Genomic DNA, 13810 nt, shown 5'->3' on the forward strand with positions numbered 1-13810 from the left:
TGGCAATAGCTTCCATTAGTTTTTCTAATTTCTATTTTGGTTTCTTGATCCGGGCGCTGACGGAAGTCAATCCTTGCGGGGATGTTCACGCCTGTGCAGTAGGGTCGAATACGCCGAAAAACAGGAAGTTGGGGAGTGAGGCAGCCCATGCAGAAAGTTATCATCGTTGGTGGGGGTGCCATTGGCCTTGGGCTGGCCTGCCATCTGGCCGGTCGGGCGCAGGTCACGGTATTGGAGCGCAACCAACTGACCAGTGGCACAAGCTGGCATGCGGCTGGGATTGTCGGGCCGCTGCGTGCAACACCAAACATGACCAAACTGGCTATGTATGCAGGTGAGTTGTTTCCCCGGCTCGAGGATGAATCGGGCCTGTCCACCGGCTACCGCCAGACCGGCGGCTATTGGCTGGCGCGTGATGAAGCGCGCATGGACGAGCTGCACCGCATTGCCTCTCTGGGCCGCCATTTTGGTTTGACGCCTTCTATTCTCGGACGGGAAGAGGTCGAAATACCGGGTTTGAACCTTGATGGCATCCTTGGCGCGCTGCGTGTCGAAGAAGATGCCAATGTGAATCCGGTGGACCTGTGCATGGCCTATGCCAAGGTCGCCCGAGCCAAAGGGGCCGAAATTCGAGAGAATGTGCAGGTTGCCGGGCTGTTGGTTGAAAACGGATCGATCAAGGGTGTGCGTCTGGCAGATGGGTCCGAAATGCTGGCCGACCAAGTGGCGCTGTGTGCCGGTGCGTGGTCGAAGAAACTGGCGGATGAGGCAGGTGTTGCGCTGCCCCTTCAGGCCGTTGAACATATGTATGTCGTGACCGAGCCTATGGCTGATCTGCCAAGCCCTTACCCGGTGCTGCGCGATCTGGATCGCGGTGTTTACGTCAAAGGCGACGCTGGCAAGTTGGTCTTTGGTGGGTTCGAGCCGAATGCCAAGGTCTGGGATGCGTTTGGGCCAGAAGGCGACCGCCCATTTCTGGAATTGCCTGAAGACTGGGACCAATTCATGCCTTTTATGGAGGCGGCCTTGGCGCTGGTTCCCGGGTTGGAAACGGCGGGCATTCAGCACTTTATGAACGGTCCCGAGAGTTTTACCGCCGACACAAAACCCCTGATCGGCCAAACACCCAATGTGAACGGGCTGTATGTAGCAGCCGGGATGAACTCGGTCGGCGTGATGTCTTCGGCAGGTGTCGGCCGGGTGCTGGCCGATTGGATGGTCGATGGTGAGCCGCCGATGGACCTGTGGGAGGTCGATATCGCCCGTGTCGATCCGCTGACGGCGGGCAAAGACCACATTGAAACCCGGATGAAAGAGGCAGTTAGCGATGCCTTTGCTCTTCACTGGCCATTCAAACAGCCCAAGGCCGGGCGTGGCCTGCGTAAGTCGGCGTTGCATGATCGCTGGTCTTTGGCGGGTGCGCATTTCGGTCTGACCGCGGGGTGGGAGCGTGGACTTTGGTATGCGCAGGACGATAGTGAGCGCGATTTGCCCTATTCGGTCGGCGAGCAACCCTGGTATCCGATTGCGCAGCGCGAGGCCGCGCAGATGCAGGTGGGCGCGGCGTCGATCGATCTGTCACCCTTCGGCAAGTTCGACATACATGGCCCGGATGCGCTGGCGGTGATGCAATATCTGACAACCGCCAATCTGGATGTGCCCGTTGGTCGTGCGGTCTATACGCTGCTAACGAATGCCAAGGGTGGAATCGAGGCAGATGTGACCATTGCTCGGGTCGCGCAGGGCCGTTTTCGCATGACCTCAGCCGCCGCGAGCCGGCAAAAGGATTTGGCTTGGTTGCGTCGGCAAAGCGCTGGGCGCGACGTGATGATCACTGACGTAACCGAGGCCGAAGTGGTCATCGGTGTCATGGGTGGCGGTTCCCGAGATGTGCTCAGATCTTTGTCCGACGCGGATTGGGACGACTTCCCGTTTTCAACCTTTAAGACCGTGACGATTGGGGGCAAGACGGCCACAGCCACGCGTGTCAGCTTTGTTGGCGAACTTGGTTGGGAACTGTCCATCGCAGCGGAACAAGGCGGCCCGGTCTTTGACGCTCTCTACGCCGCCGGGGCCAGACCACTGGGACATTTCGCCGTGGATGGTTGCCGGATCGAAAAAGGGTTCAAACATTGGGGGCACGACCTAGGCCCCGAGATTACACCGCTTGAGGCCGGGCTTGGCTTTGCCATTGACTGGAGCAAAGATTTTCTGGGCAAGGAAGTTCTGTCCGCCCAGAAAGAACAGGGCCTGACCCGCAGGCAAGTGATGTTCGACATCCCCTCGCATCCTTTGGTGTTGCATGACGAACCCATTTGGGAAAACGGCCGAGTTATCGGCATGACGACCAGCGGCGCGCGCGGTGTGCGCACCGGACTGACGTTGGCGTTGGGCATGATCGAGGTTTCGTCAGGCGAGAAACTGTCGGCCACCTGCGAACGAAAGTTTGAAATAGAAGTCGCGGGAGTGCGTCATCAGGCCAATGTGCTGATGCGACCCCCGTTTGATCCCAAAGGCGAAAGGATGCGCGGATGAGCACCACTAACGCTCAGGTCCTGATCATCGGGGGTGGCGCCATGGGCGTGTCCCTCATGTACCATCTGGTCAAAGCAGGCTGGACCGACGTGGTTCTGACCGAAAAGAACGATCTGACCCACGGCTCGACATGGCACGCGGCGGGCCTTTGCACGCATTTCGCCCATAACCCGACTATTCAGGAACTGCGCGCCACATCCGTGCGGCTGTATCGCGATATTCTGCCGGAAGAAACTGGTGATACATGTGGTTTTCACCGCTCTGGCGCGATGCGGATTACCTCGAACCCGGACCGGATGGACGAGTTCGCTCATGTCGCGGGGCTTAGCCAGTTTACCGGGTACGATTTGCAACTGCTGACACCCGAGGACATCGAACGCTTGCACCCGCTTGCCCGGACCGAAGGGTTGCTCGGTGGTATTTATGAGCCAGATGACGGCCATGTGGACCCGTCTTTGGCCACCAATGCGATGGCCAAAGTGGCGCGTCAGAACGGTGCCACGATCCTGCGGTACAATCCGGTGACCTCAATCCGGCGCGAGGGTGACGACTGGATGGTCGAGACGGAAAAGACTACGATCCGTGCCCGGCATATCGTCAATGCCGCAGGCACCTGGGGATGGGAAATAGGGCATATGATGGGGCTGAATATTCCGTCTGTGCCGGTGTTGCACCAATATCTGGTGACTGACACAGTTGCTGCAGTTTCCGACCGCATCAAACAGGGTTTGCCCGAGCTGCCAATGATCCGCGATCCGGAAGAAAGCTGGTACGTGCGGCAGGAACGCGACGGTCTGATCCTTGGGCCCTATGAGAAAGACGCACAACCCTGGTCGATCGACGGCTGCCCGCCCGAATTCGGAGCAGATTTGATGCCGCCCGATCTGGACCGGGTCGAGGACATCATAATGATGGCGATGGAGCGTATCCCCGCGCTGGAAACCGGCGGTATCAAATCGGTCGTCAATGGCCCGATCACCTTTACCCCTGACGCCAATCCTCTGATCGGTCCGGCGCATGGGTTGCCGAATGCCTGGCTGCTGACCGGATCGTCGATGGGCGTGATGGAGGGCGGCGGTTCGGGCTGGTTCCTGGCCTATTGGATGACGCACGGCGCGCCGCCGATGGATCCGCTGGCGGTAGACAGCCGCCGTTTCGGTAGCTGGGCCGACCGCGACTATCGTGTCGATAAAGCCATCGAGTGCTTTGGGTTGCAATTCGGCGTGCATTACCCGCACGAGGAACGCCCCGCCGCTCGAGGCAAGCGCCTGTCGCCTGTGCATGATTTGATGGTCGAACGCGGTGCGGTCATGGGAGCGGCCTATGGTTGGGAGCGGCCCAACTGGTTCAGCGACAAGCAGGGCGACGAGGCGGTGCCAAGCTTCCGCCGTTCGAACTGGTTCTTACCGGTTACGCGGGAATGCGAGGCCGTGACGAATTCGGTCGGCCTTGCCGACATGTCGGTGTTCTCAAAATTTGAAGTAAAGGGCGTGGATGCCCGCGCATTTGTGGACTCCATCGGAACAAATCTGGCACCCAAGGTGGGCCGCATCGGTCTGACGCATGCCCTGACCCCCGCCGGGGGAACGCATTCCGAATTCACTGTCACGGTTCTGGCCGAAGACGAATTCTATCTAACCTCGGCTGCAGCCGCCGAAGAGATGGACGAGGATCTGTTGCGCGCTCGTGTGGATGGGTTCGACGTGTCCATCACGCGTGTGACCGAGAACTACGGCGTGCTGGGCCTTATGGGGCCGAAATCTCGTGATGTCCTGTCCACGCTGACGGATGCTGATCTGGGGGCAGGGTTCCCTTGGCTCTCGGTTCGCGAGATTACGGTCGCAGGCATTCCCGTGCGCGCGTTGCGTGTGTCCTATGTAGGTGAACTGGGTTGGGAACTGCATGTCGCAGCCGACCAGATGCGTGCGCTGTTCCTGGCCATTGAAGAAGCCGGGCAGCCCCATGGCCTTGGTTTTTTCGGAGCCTATGCCATGAACGCCATGCGCCTTGAAAAGGGTTACCGGGCTTGGGGCGCGGACTTTACGACCGAGCGGACGCCAGCTGAGACCGGTGCCGGTTTCCTGATCAAGATGGACCACGACTTCATAGGAAAAGACGCCCTGGTCGCGCGCCTTAAAGACGATAATCAGTGGGAGATGGTCCTGCTTGAAATTGAAACCGGTGATGTCGATCCGTATTACGCGCATGGCGTAATCCAAGGGGACCGAATGGTCGGTATTGTCACCTCGGCTGCCTATGGTCACCGTACGGGAAAAACACTGGCGTTGGCCTATCTGCGCGACCGGAGCGCGAAGGAAGGGCTAGAGGTTCAAATTCTCGGTCAACAACGTGCTGCGAAGATTCTGTCAAAACCTCCGTTTGATCCAGAGAATGCCCGAATGAAAAACTAAAATCTGCATAGGGCTATTCTCGGCAATGCGGAGGAAAAAACCGATGGGGCCCGTTTGTCCACTGTCTTTTGAATGGCGGCCGACGATGCCAAAGCGTGGAAATCGGCCAAAGCATGACCCAGATTTTGACTGAGTTGAGCACTAACAGCGAGTCTTCAGGCTCGCGGACCACTGATCGGGCCGGCATTTCCGGACGGGTGATTTCTGGCGTGTGTTCAACCGACTTTGGATTTGTAGTTGCGAGGAGCGGGCGGAATTTCACCGGTTCCTTTGCAGTGTTCGACGTGAATCGAAAGAGCAGAAAACACAACATTACGTGATTTTCATTGGAAAAACATCGACATGACGGGCAACAAAGACGCCAATTTCTTATGTGTGCTTTCCGAAAAAGACGTTAACTAACTGCTGGAAAATAATGCGCACTCTTGCCGAATCAAATTGTTTTGTGTTCTGTCGCCGCGATGGTTCCCGACCGCGTTTTGCGGGAAGGGATAAAAGGGAATACGGTGCGGCCTTGTCAAAAGCCAAATCCGTGACTGCCCCCGCAACTGTAGGCGGTGAGCGACCCGAGATCGTCCACTGGGCAATTGCCTGGGAAGGATCGGGACAGCTTTGACCCGCAAGTCAGGAGACCTGCCATCCGAATATTAATGAACCTGGGCGGGGTGTCCCAGAGGGAGATGTCAATGTTTCAAGCGGCCCACGCCGTCCATAACTTTGCACCCGCTTCGCCCCCGTCCGACCGGAGGAGGCGATGTCTTTGTACTTGCAAAAATCTGATTTCCGACCTTGCAAATCCCACAGGGTCAAAGCCGCCTTATCAAAACTTAGCGTTCACAAGTACGCCGTAACCGTCGGGGCCGCCCGATGACACGGCGCACGACGCACCACGACACCGGATCTCACAGAGGCCGCTGTCTTTCAGAGCTCAGCGTCCTAGTGCTGGTCTCGGGGGCTTTGGCGCTGTCCGCTCTGTTGTGGTTCGCGATTTACACGGTGATCTGATGTCTGCTGTTCTCCAACTCCGCGATCTGAGCCTTGGATACCGCGACCTGACATTGTTCCATCGGTTGTCCATGGATATCGAAGCCGGCACGACTCTGGCCGTTTTGGGTGCCAACGGTTCGGGTAAAAGCACATTTGTCAAAATGTTGCTTGGACTGATGGACCCGCTTTCGGGCAGTCTCACCTGGCCAAAAGGCCGCCCCCGTGAAATTGGCTATCTGGCGCAGATGACCGAGTTTGACCGCCGCTTCCCCATTCGCGTTCGGGATCTTGCGGCGATGGGGGCTTGGCGTGGGTTTGGCTTTCGAAACGGGCTGGACCATGCGGCGCGTGACAGAATGATAGCTGCTCTGGATGAGGCCGGAGTTCTCGACATCGCGGACCGCCCCTTGCACATGCTGTCGGGCGGGCAATTGCAGCGCGCGCTGTTCGCAAGGGTCATCATGCAGGATGCGCCGCTGATTTTGTTGGATGAACCCTTTGCGGCCGTGGACCAAAGCACTGAGGCACATTTGTTGTCGATCATTCGTCGATGGCGCGATGAAGGCCGCGCGGTTGTATTGGTCGTTCACGATCTCTCTTCTGTACTGGACCATTGCAGCCATGCCCTGCTTTTGGGCGGGCAAGAAGCAACGCATGGTTCGGTGAACGACGTGCTCACACCCGACCGGCTGGTTGCCCAAGGGTATTTGTCGGAAAGCCAAGCCTCCTGGATGTTCCGGGGCGGGCCAGCAAATGCGGAGCACACACATGTTTGAACTCCTCAACGAAATGTGGAGCTTTGCTTTCATGCGGCGCGCCTTCGTGGCAACGACAGTGCTTTCCGCCTCGGTTGCTCCGGTAGGCGCGTTCCTCGTGCTGCGTCGCCTGTCCCTTGCAGGAGAGGCAATGGCCCATGCGATCACGCCGGGCATCGTTATCGGGTTTGTGACCGCCGGCCTGTCGGTGATGTCGCTGCTGGTTGGAGGTCTGATTGCGGGTGTGGGCGTTGCCATTCTGACCGCTTTTCTGGCGCGCAGGACGATATTGCGCAGCGATGCGAGCCTTGCGTCGCTGTATCTGATTGCGTTGGCTGTCGGTATCTTCATCCTGTCGGCGGCGGGGTCCGCAGTTCCGCTCAAAAGCTTCCTGTTCGGCTCGATCCTCGGGATTGACGATGCCTCGATGATGCTTGTGGGCGGTGTTGCGACTGTGACTCTGGTCGCCTTTGCCTTCCTGCTGCGGCCCCTGATCGTCAGCACCTGCGACCCGGTCTTTTTTGAAACCCAGACGCGACGGCCTTGGTTGATCGATCAGGGTTTCATGCTGCTTTTGGTTCTGAACCTGCTGGCGGCGTTCAAGACATTGGGGACGCTGATGGCCGTTGGCCTGATGATCCTTCCAGCGACGGCGGCGCGCTATTGGGCGAGTACCATTACGGCGCAGCTGGTGCTGGGATTCATCTTCGCACTGACCAGCTGCTGGATCGGGCTAACGCTATCCTACTTGTTCCCGGAAACGCCCTCCGGTCCTGCAATTGTGCTGGTCGCGGGTGGCTTCTTTCTGGTCTCGGCCATTTTTGGCCCCTTAGGCTTTGGCGGACGGCTGCGCAAACCGTCCGTTTCAAAAGACATCCCCGTTGCGCAAGTCCATCAAGAAGAGCGAGCAAAATGACTCTTGTGAAATCCCTCTATGCCGGCATCGCCTCGGCGTCCTTTGCTCTGGTCGCACTGCCGGCTGCAGCTGCTGAAGACGTCGTCCAGATCGTGGCAAGCTTCTCGATCCTCGGTGATATGGTCGGAGAAGTTGTCGGCGATCTGGCAACCGTTACAACCATCGTTGGCCCTGACGCTGACGCGCATGTCTATCAGCCTTCGGTTGCCGACGCGAAGGCTGTGGCCAACGCCGACATCATCTTTGTCAATGGTTTGGGTTTTGAAACATGGTCCGACACCCTGATTTCGGAGTCCGGAACCGAAGCGTCTGTACACGTTGCCACCGACGGCATCACGCCGGTTAAAGTGGATGGCGAGACCGACCCCCACGCATGGAACTCTCTGTCAAACGGTGTGATTTACGTGACCAACGTCGCAGACGTGATGAAAGAAGCCATGCCCGAGCACGCAGACGAGATCGCTGCCAATGCCGCAGCCTATATCGCTGAGCTTGAGGCGCTGGATGCCGAAACCAAAGCCAAGCTGGCAGACCTGCCCGCGAACCGCCGCACGGTTGTGACGGCTCATGACGCGTTCGGCTATCTTGCGGATGCTTATGGTCTGACCTTCTTAGCGCCGGTCGGAATCGACACAGAGGCAGAGCCTTCTGCCAAGGAGCTTGCCGTTCTGATCGATCAGTTGAAGGCCGATGGTGCCGCTGCTCTGTTCGTGGAAAACATCACTAGCCCCGCTTTGGTTCAGCAAATTTCGGACGAGACGGGTATCGTGATCGGCGGTCGCCTATTCTCTGACGCGCTGTCCGAGCGTGGCGGCCCGGCCACCAGCTATCTTGCAATGTTCCAGCACAACCTGGGCACGTTGCTTAACGCGCTGGCAAACGAGACCGCGAGCTAAACAGGCATCATGTGCGAGGCGGTTTTGAATGACCGCCTCGTGCAAACTGACCGAAGCCAGTTTCGTGGCCGGGTCAGTGAGTGCACCACTGCATTCTGCGATCATTGCGAACGGCAATTGTGTTATTCATCCACAAACTCCAGCCGACGCAACGCCACCAAAATTCAGCTCTGAACCTGATTTGTATGTGGCAGAACTTCACTTTGCACGGGTGAAGTATCTCGACAAATTTTAGGTAGACGACCAGCCATTCGTGCGTTCCGCCTCTCAAGGGCGAAACCTGATGTGAATGAGATAAGCCGATTTCCGTAAATCACCGATGTCGCAATCAGTCGGTATTCCGGTTCCATTTCCAATACGGTTAAGCCAATGCCTGTGCGGACGAGGGTCGGATGACAACCGGTTTGAACGAGATTTCGACCAGAGGGGAACACCGCAGGCAAAGTGTGTTTTTCGTTTTTGCAGCTGGCGTCTTATGGTCGACAGTTGGACTTGGCATCCGCCTGATCGAAGATGCAGTCGTCTGGCAGATTTTACTTTATCGGTCGATCAGCCTCAGCTTATTCCTGTTTGTTGTGATCCGATTGCGCACCGGAGAGACGCCTTTCGCGCATCTCCGGCGTCTCGGCTTTCCTGCGGTAGTTGCAGGACTGTCGCTGGTTGCGGCCTATTCCGGTGGTATCTATGCGATCCAGGTCACTTCTGTTGCGAATGCGATGCTTTTGTTTGCTACCGCGCCATTCATGGCTGCGGTCTTGGGGTGGATTGTTCTGAAGGAACATGTGCGCGGCGCGACCTGGGTATCTATCGCCGTCGCCATCTGCGGAATTGCCATCATGGTAATGGACAAGTTCGCAGGTGGAGCTCTGAAAGGCAGTCTGGCCGCGTTGGGATCGGCCTTTGGATTTGCAGTTTTCACCGTGGCGCTGCGCTGGGGAAAGTCCGGTGAAATGCTCCCTTCGGTATTCCTTTCGGGCGTATTCGCTATTTTCATCACTTTTGCTGTCTGCAAGTTTCTGCAGCTTCCTCTGCTTCTGTCCCCTCGCGATGGTAGCATAGCGATGGCCATGGGCATCTTTCAGGTCGGGGCAGGCCTTATCTTGTACACTCTTGGGTCGCGTGGTCTGCCTGCTGCAGAACTCGTCTTGCTGTCCTTGGCTGAGGTCCTGCTTGGTCCGGTTTGGGTCTGGGTGTTTTTGGGCGAAACAGCGACCTTCCACACGTTGCTCGGCGGTAGTGTGCTGCTGATCGCAATTGTCGGAAATGCGGTTTCTGGAATGGTGAGGGCCCCTCCACCTGTGTCGGGTTGACCAAAACAGACCCATGGGTTCGCCCTGTGTACCGAGTTGCGGACTTGGTCGTCAGCACATTGGAAGACGAGAAGAGCCCTAACACTCAAAGATCAAACGGGGCGCCATAAGTGGTGGAATGTAGTCACTTATTGGCGGTCAGCTTTTCAACCGCTACCATCGGCGGAACTCGGATGTTCCGAAAAGGCCGCAACCGAGCCTGAAAAGGATAGGAGGGTGAATAATGACCGCGAAGCATTTTTTCGGACGTGCCGCAGCAACGACCCTGGTGTTGGGGCAGATCGCGACGGCATCACTTGCCGAGACCTTCTCGTTGACCGGACAATACGAGGGACGGTACGCCTGCGACAGTACCACGGGGGGTGTTCCTGCAAGCTGGTCAGACCCGATGCGCGCCGGGATCGTGCAGGATGGCGACGACATATCCATTGACCTGCTCTACACCGACAAACAAGAGCTTGGGGCCGAATACTCGCTTTACTCTGGCTCAATCGCACTGTCGCCCGATGGCACTTTGATCAGCGGTTACTTTGAGGCCTGTGGCGGCACTTTCCCATCGAAAGAGCTGGCAAGGTTTTTTCCGGCATCAACCTCATCTGCGCCGTTCAGCTTGTCGGTCACGAGTGTCTGGGCTTCGGATCAGGTGCCGAACATTCCGGGACTGACGGTTCAGACCTGCATTTGGAGCCTTACGCGCGTGTCTACGGACACTCCCAAAATACGATCTTGTGATACGAATTCTCAGTAGACGATCCCTAAATTGGCCAAGGCCGTCAAAATTCTTTGAAATTTTGCAAAATAGTTATTGCGGCGACCTCAGTTGACGTGGGGGAAGGCGGAAATTTTCTGAGATCGCAAAATATCTATATATTGATGCATATTAGCGTCAATTGGCCGGCTCGGTATATGTGCCAAAATTGGAATTGCTCAAGGGTGGAACGGCAGGGTTACGGCTGAACTCGGACCGATTGAGCGTGCCGGAACGGTTACAATCGTGCTCGCAAAGCCCATATAGCCGCCAATCTGTTAACTTTCACTGTGCCTTGGGAGGTGTCCGATCCACCTGCAAGGCCCACAACAAACAGGATGGTCCCGATGAGTTTCATTCTAAAAAGTAGCCTGGTTACACAAATCATTGTCGGGCTCATCGCTGGTGTTCTTCTCGCCGCTGTCTGGCCTCAGGCAGGCATGGCGATGGGTTTGCTTGGCGACTTCTTTGTCGATGCGCTGAAAGCGGTCGCACCGGTGCTGGTGCTGATCCTGGTCTGTGCCGCGATCACCAACCACAAAAAGGACAGCGAGGCCCGCATGGGTCCGGTGGTGCTTCTGTACATCCTCGGCACTTTCGCGGCAGCTTTGGTTGCGGTTTTGGCCAGCTTCATGTTTCCCGTCTCTTTGCAACTGACCGGAACACCTCAGATCATGGATGCCCCCGACGGTCTTGCCGAGGTTGTAAAAAACATCCTGCTAAAAATCGTGGATAACCCGGCAAATGCCCTGGCCCAGGCCAACTACATCGGCATTCTCGCCTGGGCGGTGGGTCTTGGTCTGGTCTTTCGCCACGCAAGCGACACGACCAAGACGTTCATGCAGGATCTGGACAACGGGATCACCAAGATCGTTTCTGCCATAATTCGGGTCGCACCGATTGGTATTTTTGGCATCGTCGCTTCGACCATCGCGGAAACGGGGTTTGGCACGCTCGTCGGCTATGCCAACCTGCTGATGTTGTTGATCGGTTGCATGGCGTTCATGGCGCTTGTGGTCAATCCGCTGATCGTATTCCTGCGCATTCGCCAAAACCCTTATCCGCTGGTGTTCACCTGCCTCAGGGAATCCGGCATCACTGCATTCTTCATGCGCAGTTCTGCCGCCAACATCCCGGTTAACATGGAGCTGTGCCGGCGGATGAATCTGGATGAAGAAACCTATTCGGTCACCATTCCGATTGGTGCCACAATCAACATGGGTGGCGCAGCCATCACCATCACCGTTATGACACTGGCGGCAGTTCACACAATGGGCATCGACGTCGACTTCCTCTCGGCCCTGTTGCTAAGCGTCATCGCAGCAATTGCCGCGACCGGAGCTTCGGGCGTAGCGGGTGGATCGCTGCTGTTGATCCCGATGGCGGCCAGCCTGTTTGGAATCGACAACGCAACAGCCATGCAGGTTGTCAGTATCGGGTTCATCGTCGGCGTCCTGCAGGATTCTGCAGAAACCGGGCTGAACTCGTCGACAGACGTGCTGTTCACTGCGGCCGGGTCGTACAAGCAAGGTGATCCTTATCCGCAAAAACTGCCCCTGAATGAGGTCCCTGCGTAAGAAGTACTCACGCTCTCTTTAGGGATCGTCTTCTGAGATACCTGAAAACAGACGATGCGCCGCTAAGCGGCGCATCTTGCCTTGGGTGCAATACCCAAGTTCCGGCAAATGCGAAATTAGGCGGGTTCATTTGAAGTGAAACTGTCGGCGGATATCGAAAACGCGCATGATCCACGCAACCGGTTTGAAGCCCCAAACACCTGAAATCCTGATGCCGCGTCAATCGTGCTGCAACCTATTAGTCGCAGGCGGCGGTCACTATCATTTCGACCTTCAACACATCGCGGGCGAGCTTGGACTCTCCACACGCGCGGGCAGGCGCATGGCCTTCCGGTACCCAGGCATCCCATACGGCATTCATTTCGGCAAAGTCCGCCATGTCAGCGAGCCAGATTTCGCATTTCAGAATACGGGTTTTGTCGCTGCCGGCTTTGGCCAGCAGGACCTCGACCTTGGCCAGTATGTCGCGCGTTTGCTCGGTCACGGTTTCCGCGTCCGATGTCTGGCCGCACAGATAGGCGACGCCGCTGTGTTTGACGATACGGCTCATGCGTTGGCCGTTTTCGATCCGGGTGATGGTCATGTCGTGTGTCTTCCTTGTTATGGAATCTGGTGGTGATTTCGCGTGGCGCAAAAGCGGAGAAAGGCAGATTTCTTGCTATGAGCTGGTCGTCAATTCGCTTTGATACCCGAATAATGCGGGCAGCCCGCCGGTGTGCAGCATAACGACTTTCTGACCCGGCTGGATTTTCCCCACATCAACCAAATGCAGCAAACCCGCGAAGGTTTTTGCGGAATAAACGGGGTCTAGGAAAACCCCCTCGGTCCGGGCCATCATCTCTAGTGCATTGCGGGTCGTGGCGCTCAACTTGCCGTAGCCCGGTGGCAGGGCCTCGTCTAGAACCTCGATCTTGGCCTGCAGAGCCGGCGCATCGATCTCAAGCAAATCCGCCAGTTTCTGAAGGACGGTCTGCATGCGGGCATGCTGCTTGGAACTGTCCCGACGAACGCAGACCCCGAACACCGGGGAATTCACCCCAGCCAGCGCAACTCCGGTCAACAACCCACCATGCGTTGCGCCGCTGCCTGATGGCACGACGACCGCATCGAAATCGGGCATCTGCTGGCACAATTCCTGCCCTGCAACGACATAGCCCAAAGCGCCCAATGGTGGATGGTTCAAACCCAAGTGGATCACGTACGGTTTGCGTCCTTGGGCCTTCAGCTCTTCCGCGCGGGCGTGCAGCGCAGCGTCTGCGCCGGCTTCGTCTTCTCCCTTGGGATAGCTCATATGTTCGGCACCCAGAATTTTGGCCAACAGCACATTGCCCGAACTGTAGTAATCTGCACCCATATCGGGAACACGCTCTTCCAGCTGCAAAACGGATTGCATGCCCAACCGGGCGGCAGCCGCAGCTGCAGATCGGACATAGTTCGATTGAACGGCGCCCGTGATCAAAATGGTGTCCGCACCCTGTTGTAGTGCATCACCGAAGTAAAACTCAAGCTGGCGCGTTTTGTTTCCACCAAACCCCAGGCCGGTAAGATCATCGCGTTTGAGCCAGAGGTCGATGCCCAACTTGTTCGACATCCGGTCCAGTCTTTCCAGCGGTGTCGGACCGGACATGAGCCTGGCCCGAGGGAAATTAGCCAGAGTGTTTGTTCGTGCCATCAT

Annotated in this window: 11 protein-coding genes and 1 riboswitch; of the genes, 9 read left to right on the plus strand and 2 right to left on the minus strand. The window is 57.1% G+C overall.

All coding sequences use genetic code 11. The features are described 5' to 3' along the window. Window positions 1-147 precede the first annotated feature (147 nt). The 9 genes from MHN28_RS17150 (at window position 148) to sstT (ending at window position 12135) form a co-directional block, all read left to right on the plus strand. Complete coding sequence (locus MHN28_RS17150; protein WP_239343797.1) at window positions 148-2535, plus strand: FAD-dependent oxidoreductase; 2388 nt, start codon at window positions 148-150, stop codon at window positions 2533-2535. Then, window positions 2532-4946, plus strand: a complete 2415-nt coding sequence (locus MHN28_RS17155; RefSeq protein WP_239343798.1) for an FAD-dependent oxidoreductase — start codon at window positions 2532-2534, stop codon at window positions 4944-4946. Before MHN28_RS17150 ends, MHN28_RS17155 begins: the two co-directional genes overlap by 4 nt. Window positions 4947-5391: 445 nt before the next feature. After that, window positions 5392-5602: riboswitch (cobalamin riboswitch) on the plus strand. A gap of 211 nt (window positions 5603-5813) precedes the next feature. Next, window positions 5814-5951 (plus strand): hypothetical protein, encoded by a 138-nt coding sequence (locus tag MHN28_RS17160; RefSeq protein WP_239343799.1) that lies wholly within the window; start codon window positions 5814-5816, stop codon window positions 5949-5951. Further along, on the plus strand, window positions 5951-6709 hold the full coding sequence (locus tag MHN28_RS17165) for a metal ABC transporter ATP-binding protein (RefSeq protein ID WP_239343800.1): 759 nt from the start codon (window positions 5951-5953) through the stop codon (window positions 6707-6709). Before MHN28_RS17160 ends, MHN28_RS17165 begins: the two co-directional genes overlap by 1 nt. Beyond that, window positions 6702-7604: a metal ABC transporter permease gene (locus MHN28_RS17170; protein WP_239343801.1), complete on the plus strand. Its 903-nt coding sequence runs from the start codon at window positions 6702-6704 to the stop codon at window positions 7602-7604. Before MHN28_RS17165 ends, MHN28_RS17170 begins: the two co-directional genes overlap by 8 nt. Continuing rightward, on the plus strand, window positions 7601-8500 hold the full coding sequence (locus MHN28_RS17175) for a metal ABC transporter solute-binding protein, Zn/Mn family (protein ID WP_239343802.1): 900 nt from the start codon (window positions 7601-7603) through the stop codon (window positions 8498-8500). Before MHN28_RS17170 ends, MHN28_RS17175 begins: the two co-directional genes overlap by 4 nt. Before the next feature lie 392 nt (window positions 8501-8892). After that, window positions 8893-9810, plus strand: coding sequence for a DMT family transporter (locus MHN28_RS17180; protein WP_239343803.1), 918 nt, complete (start codon window positions 8893-8895; stop codon window positions 9808-9810). A 223-nt stretch (window positions 9811-10033) separates the two neighbouring features. Continuing rightward, complete coding sequence (locus MHN28_RS17185; RefSeq protein WP_239343804.1) at window positions 10034-10558, plus strand: hypothetical protein; 525 nt, start codon at window positions 10034-10036, stop codon at window positions 10556-10558. A gap of 347 nt (window positions 10559-10905) precedes the next feature. After that, window positions 10906-12135, plus strand: a complete 1230-nt coding sequence (sstT, locus tag MHN28_RS17190; protein ID WP_239343805.1) for a serine/threonine transporter SstT — start codon at window positions 10906-10908, stop codon at window positions 12133-12135. Between the two features lie 238 nt (window positions 12136-12373). On the opposite strand, the gene MHN28_RS17195 is transcribed toward sstT, so the two are convergent. Both MHN28_RS17195 and MHN28_RS17200 read right to left on the minus strand, forming a co-directional pair. Further along, on the minus strand, window positions 12374-12718 hold the full coding sequence (locus MHN28_RS17195) for a RidA family protein (RefSeq protein ID WP_239343806.1): 345 nt from the start codon (window positions 12716-12718) through the stop codon (window positions 12374-12376). Between the two features lie 75 nt (window positions 12719-12793). Then, complete coding sequence (locus tag MHN28_RS17200) at window positions 12794-13807, minus strand: D-cysteine desulfhydrase family protein (protein WP_239343807.1); 1014 nt, start codon at window positions 13805-13807, stop codon at window positions 12794-12796. Between the last annotated feature and the right edge of the window lie 3 nt (window positions 13808-13810).

Origin of the sequence: Ruegeria sp. Ofav3-42 (genome assembly GCF_022347725.1) — a bacterium.
Taxonomy (GTDB): Bacteria; Pseudomonadota; Alphaproteobacteria; order Rhodobacterales; family Rhodobacteraceae; genus Ruegeria.

Bases quoted from the DNA above. Each gene is read 5' to 3' on its own strand.
- MHN28_RS17150 (WP_239343797.1), top strand. From the start codon at position 148: ATGCAGAAAGTTATCATCGTTGGTGGGGGTGCCATTGGCCTTGGGCTG.
- MHN28_RS17155 (WP_239343798.1), top strand. From the start codon at position 2,532: ATGAGCACCACTAACGCTCAGGTCCTGATCATCGGGGGTGGCGCCATG.
- MHN28_RS17160 (WP_239343799.1), top strand. From the start codon at position 5,814: ATGACACGGCGCACGACGCACCACGACACCGGATCTCACAGAGGCCGC.
- MHN28_RS17165 (WP_239343800.1), top strand. From the start codon at position 5,951: ATGTCTGCTGTTCTCCAACTCCGCGATCTGAGCCTTGGATACCGCGAC.
- MHN28_RS17170 (WP_239343801.1), top strand. From the start codon at position 6,702: ATGTTTGAACTCCTCAACGAAATGTGGAGCTTTGCTTTCATGCGGCGC.
- MHN28_RS17175 (WP_239343802.1), top strand. From the start codon at position 7,601: ATGACTCTTGTGAAATCCCTCTATGCCGGCATCGCCTCGGCGTCCTTT.
- MHN28_RS17180 (WP_239343803.1), top strand. From the start codon at position 8,893: ATGACAACCGGTTTGAACGAGATTTCGACCAGAGGGGAACACCGCAGG.
- MHN28_RS17185 (WP_239343804.1), top strand. From the start codon at position 10,034: ATGACCGCGAAGCATTTTTTCGGACGTGCCGCAGCAACGACCCTGGTG.
- sstT (WP_239343805.1), top strand. From the start codon at position 10,906: ATGAGTTTCATTCTAAAAAGTAGCCTGGTTACACAAATCATTGTCGGG.
- MHN28_RS17195 (WP_239343806.1), bottom strand. From the start codon at position 12,718: ATGACCATCACCCGGATCGAAAACGGCCAACGCATGAGCCGTATCGTC.
- MHN28_RS17200 (WP_239343807.1), bottom strand. From the start codon at position 13,807: ATGGCACGAACAAACACTCTGGCTAATTTCCCTCGGGCCAGGCTCATG.